Origin of the sequence: Kocuria sp. (genome assembly GCF_030536815.1) — a bacterium.
In the GTDB taxonomy this organism is placed as follows: Bacteria; Actinomycetota; Actinomycetes; order Actinomycetales; family Micrococcaceae; genus Kocuria; species Kocuria gwangalliensis.
On the sequence record NZ_JAUNPE010000038.1, the window covers coordinates 1 to 4,499 of the forward strand.

General features: G+C 63.8%; 2 protein-coding genes. One reads left to right on the top strand and one right to left on the bottom strand.

Features of this window, described 5'->3' with window-relative positions; genetic code table 11:
* The first annotated feature begins 469 nt into the window (after window positions 1–469).
* Complete coding sequence (locus Q4E95_RS05500) at window positions 470–2,857, top strand: AAA family ATPase (protein ID WP_303382359.1); 2,388 nt, start codon at window positions 470–472, stop codon at window positions 2,855–2,857.
* Window positions 2,858–2,878: 21 nt separating this feature from the next.
* On the opposite strand, the gene Q4E95_RS05505 is transcribed toward Q4E95_RS05500, so the two are convergent.
* Window positions 2,879–4,267: an amino acid permease gene (locus tag Q4E95_RS05505; protein WP_303382368.1), complete on the bottom strand. Its 1,389-nt coding sequence runs from the start codon at window positions 4,265–4,267 to the stop codon at window positions 2,879–2,881.
* Window positions 4,268–4,499 lie beyond the last annotated feature (232 nt).

Genomic DNA, 4,499 nt, shown 5'->3' on the forward strand with positions numbered 1-4,499 from the left:
ACGGTGGATACGGCCAGGAGCACACGCTGATCGGTCATGGTGGCTCCTTGTCTGCATGTTGCGGCGCGGAGCCGTTCGGTTAGTGTCAAAATGACTCTAACACCTTAAAGTCTAGTTGACTATAAGTGGGCACAGGGAGGTGCCGGGCGCGGTGTGCTGTGGATCGGGGCGCAAGCGTGGTGAGCCGACGCACGGAACCAGGGGGCGGCGTCGTCGGGCGAGCTGAAGCGACATGTGAGGCAACTGCAGCGAGGCAATCTGGTGGGGAGAAAGTGCCGGATCCGGGCAAGATTTCGACACTTTAATCACATGAGACTTAGCGCGTGCGTTTCCCTCACATCACGCTGTTCGTGCGAAATCGGTCCGGCATCGTTCGTGTTCAGCGCGAACAACGCCGATGCGCAGACACACCGTGGGATTGTGCGGCGCAGGCAGCGTGACCGCGCACGATGCTCACAAGGTTGAGAGAATGGTCCCCGTGCATCCCATTGATACCCCTGAGCTGATCGTCACTCGCGAATTCGAGGACGCCCTGCAGCGGCTGCATCACGGTGAAAATGTGTTCCTCACGGGCAAGGCGGGCACCGGTAAGTCCACGCTGATCCGCGAGTTCATGGCCCACACCCGCCGGAACGTGGTGGTCGTGGCACCGACCGGGATCGCCGCGCTCAACGTGCAGGGCTACACGATCCACCGGTTGCTGTCGCTGTATCCGGGCATGACCCCGGAGCAGGTGCGCACCGGAAAGTACTTCCCCGGGAGGTTCGCCCAGACGTTGCGGGAACTGCACACCCTGATCGTGGATGAGGCCTCCATGGTCCGTGCCGATCTCTTCGACTGCCTGGTGGCTGCGCTGGAAAGGTTTGGCCCCAAGCCCGGCCGGAAGTACGGAGGGGTGCAGTTGGTGCTGGTGGGGGATCTTTATCAGCTGCCTCCCGTGGTCACCGACTACGAGCGTGAGCACTTCTCCACCCGCTACAAGACCCCGTACTTCTTCTCCGCGGACACCTACCACCCGGAGGATTTCGCCACGGTCGAGCTGAGCACGGTGTTCCGGCAGATCGGTGACAACCGCCTGGTCGACATTCTCAATGCCGTGCGTGAGGGCAGCCTGCTCGAGGAGGCCCGGCGAGAGCTCAATGCCCGCACGGATCCCGACTTCACGCCTCCCATCGAGGAATTCTGGCTGACGCTGACCACCACCAACCGCATGGCCACATCACGCAACCGCAGGATGCTCGAGCAGATCGAGGAGGAACCGATCCATCACGCCGCGATTCTCACCGGCGACCTGGACGGTTTTGAGATCCCCGTGGACAAGGAACTGGTCTTCAAGCGCGGCGCGCAGGTCATGATGCTCACCAACGATCCCGGCGATCGCTGGGTCAACGGCACGATCGCCAAGGTGGCCGACTACTTCTGGGACGACGGCGATTTGGTTGTTTTCGTCGAACTCCCCAATGGGGATTTCGTGAAGGTGGAACCCAACCTGTGGGAGGTCACGCGACCCGTCGTCGAGCACGGAACGCTCCGCCACGAGGTGATCGGCACCTACACCCAACTGCCGTTCCGGCTCGCGTGGGCCATCACCATTCACAAGAGCCAGGGCCAAACCCTCGACAACGTGGTGGTCGACCTGACGGGCGGCACATTTGCGGACGGCCAGTTGTACGTTGCCCTGAGCCGCTGCACATCCTTCGAGGGGCTCGTGCTGCGCCGCAACGTCCTGCCGCGCGACTTGAAGGTGGACCAGCGCATCCGCCGATTCCTACGGTCCGGTTCCCACGCGGTCCAGCCGTCCAAGGGCAACGTCTATCTGGGCATCTGCAGCGTGGGCGACGAGGGCGATCGCTGGCGTCCCCGCCCCGTGGAAATCGCCCTGCTCACCGACGACGGCCTGGAGCTCAGCACCCTGGTCAACCCCACCCGCGACATGGGCGACGCCCGCGTTGCCTACGACATCACCGCCGGTCAGGTGCAACTCGCGCCCCTGCTCACTGACGCGTGGGCCGCGCTCGCCCCGCACCTGGCCGGCCGCGTGCCGGTGGGTATCAATATCGACCGACAGCTCGGCTACCTCGATTACGAACTCAAACGCACCGGTTACGTCACGCGCATGCCCATGGGGTACGACGTCGCCGCGACGCGACTTTCCGCGCAGCAGCGCCGCGCGCTCGACGCACCGACCGCCGTCGAGCGTGCCCGAGCCGTGCGAGATCTGGTCGCGGTCAAGGATCTGTCCGAGGGGATGGCGGATCCATTCCCGGAGGCTCAGGATCATTCCGGGTACCTGATGCCGAGGCCCGGTGAGGGGACGGAGTTCACCGTTCGGTGTAGTGCGGATGCCGCGGGAAATGCGCATGAAGTTCTCGCCGAGAAGCTACGGGAAGCCGTGGAACGCGGAGGACTGTCGGCCGACAGTCTCGGCGTCATCCATGTGGTGGAAGAACAAACCGGTGAGCACATCCTGGGCGAGGCTGCTGACTCAGCCCAGGACATCGACTCCGTGCTGGTTCCCGGCGCTCGCATCTGCTTCACCGGAACGGTCATCGGTGCTGATGGGCGAGAAGTCCCTCGGGAGGGCCTGGAGGACATGGCCGTGGAGCGGGGACTGCAACCGGTCGTCAATGTGACCAAGACCCGCTGCGATGTTCTGGTCACCGCCGAGGACGGTTCTCAGTCGAACAAGGCCAAGAACGCGGCGAAGTGGGGCAAGCCGGTCTTCACCGCTCGTGAATTCATGGGGTGGTGGCGGGGCGAGAGCCGATCCACCGAGTCAGGGCAGACCGCTCACGTGAAAGTGTCGATCCGGTCGGAGGACGTTTCTCAGCGGAAGCAGCCGGATCAGGTGAAGTGACTTCCGACCCGTCGGCAGTGCCTACCGCACGGTGCTCGCGCTGGAACCGGCACCGGCGGAATCGCCGGTGCGAGCGGCGTCGTCGTCGGGAAGAATGGTGCGCTGGCGGCCCTTGCCCTTGACGAACGTGAAGAACACACCGGTCATGATGACGAGCCACGCGAGGCCCACGATCAGGGCGACGCGGGTGTCCGGGGTGAAGGCGAGCAGCACGATCACGAAGGCCATGAACGCCAACGCGAGGTAGGTGCTCACGCGGCCGCCGGGTAGCGGGTAAGAACTACGCGGGGCACCTGCGCGGTCGCGTTCGCGGGACATGCCCACGTGGGACAGCAGGATCATGATCCACACCCATACCGTGGCGAACGTGGCCAGGGAGGCGATGATCAGGAAGACGTTTTCGGGGATCACGGCGTTGAGGATCACGCCGATCACCAGAACGCCGGCCATCAAGGCAACCGTGAGGGTCGGAACGCCGGTGCGGCCCACGTGCGTGAAGGCACGGGGAGCGTGACCCTGCTGGGCCAGACCGTAGACCATGCGACCGGAACCGAAAATGTCCGAATTGATGGCGGAGATCGCGGCCGTGATGATCACCGCGTTGAGGATGTGCGCGGCGAAGGGCACTCCCAGGGAGTCGAAGATCTGCACGAAGGGGCTGATCTCACCGGTGACCTCGTTCCACGGGAACAAGCACATGAGCACGAACAGCGTGAGCACGTAGAAGAGCAGGATGCGCACCGGAACCGTGTTGATTGCGGCGGGGATGGTCTTGGAGGGGATCTTGGCCTCACCGGCGGTGATGCCGATGGTCTCGATGCCACCGAACGCGAACATCACCACGGAGAAGGACAGCAACAGGCCGGTCAGGCCGTTGGGGAACAGGCCGCCGTGATCAACCAGGTTGTGCAGCCCGGGCGGCGCGCTGGAGGGAACGGAGAAGCCGAAAATGAGAATGGCGAAACCGCCCACGATCATCAAAATGATGGCCGTGACCTTCACGATGGTCAGCCAGAACTCCAGCTCACCGAATACCTTGACGTTGAGCAGGTTCAAGCCCGTGATGAGTAAAACAATGGCCAGAACCCAGATCCACTGGGGTGTGTCCGGGAACCAGAACTGCATGTAAATGCCGAAGGCCGTGACGTCCGCCAGGGCCACGATGGCCATTTCGAACACGAACGTCCACCCCGTGATGAAACCGGCGAGCGGTCCCAGGTAGCGGCCCGCGTACTGACCGAACGACCCCGTCACCGGGTGCAGCACGGCCATCTCGCCGAGCGCGCGCATCACCAGGAACACCACCGCGCCGCCGATCATGTACGCGAACAGCACGGCGGGACCGGCGGCTTGGATGGCGGAGGCGGAACCGTAGAACAGGCCGGTTCCGATGGCCGAGCCCAGCGCCATGAAACGCACGTGGCGCACGGTCAGGCCGCGTTTGAGGGCAGCGGGGAATTCGCTCACGGGACTACCTTCAGTAGGTGATTCTGCTCAGGCTTTGCTCAGAAAATGCGTGCCGCGCGGCACGGAAGCCTCTAGGAGGCTACACCCGTTATCGGGCACCTTCTTAACCCGGCTTCTTAACTCGGCGGCGGGCGAGGTGACGCGGGATGCACGGTTCGTAACGCTCGCGCGCACA

Coding starts and splice junctions, on each gene's coding strand:
- Q4E95_RS05500 (WP_303382359.1), top strand. CDS start 470: ATGGTCCCCGTGCATCCCATTGATACCCCTGAGCTGATCGTCACTCGC.
- Q4E95_RS05505 (WP_303382368.1), bottom strand. CDS start 4,267: ATGGCGCTGGGCTCGGCCATCGGAACCGGCCTGTTCTACGGTTCCGCC.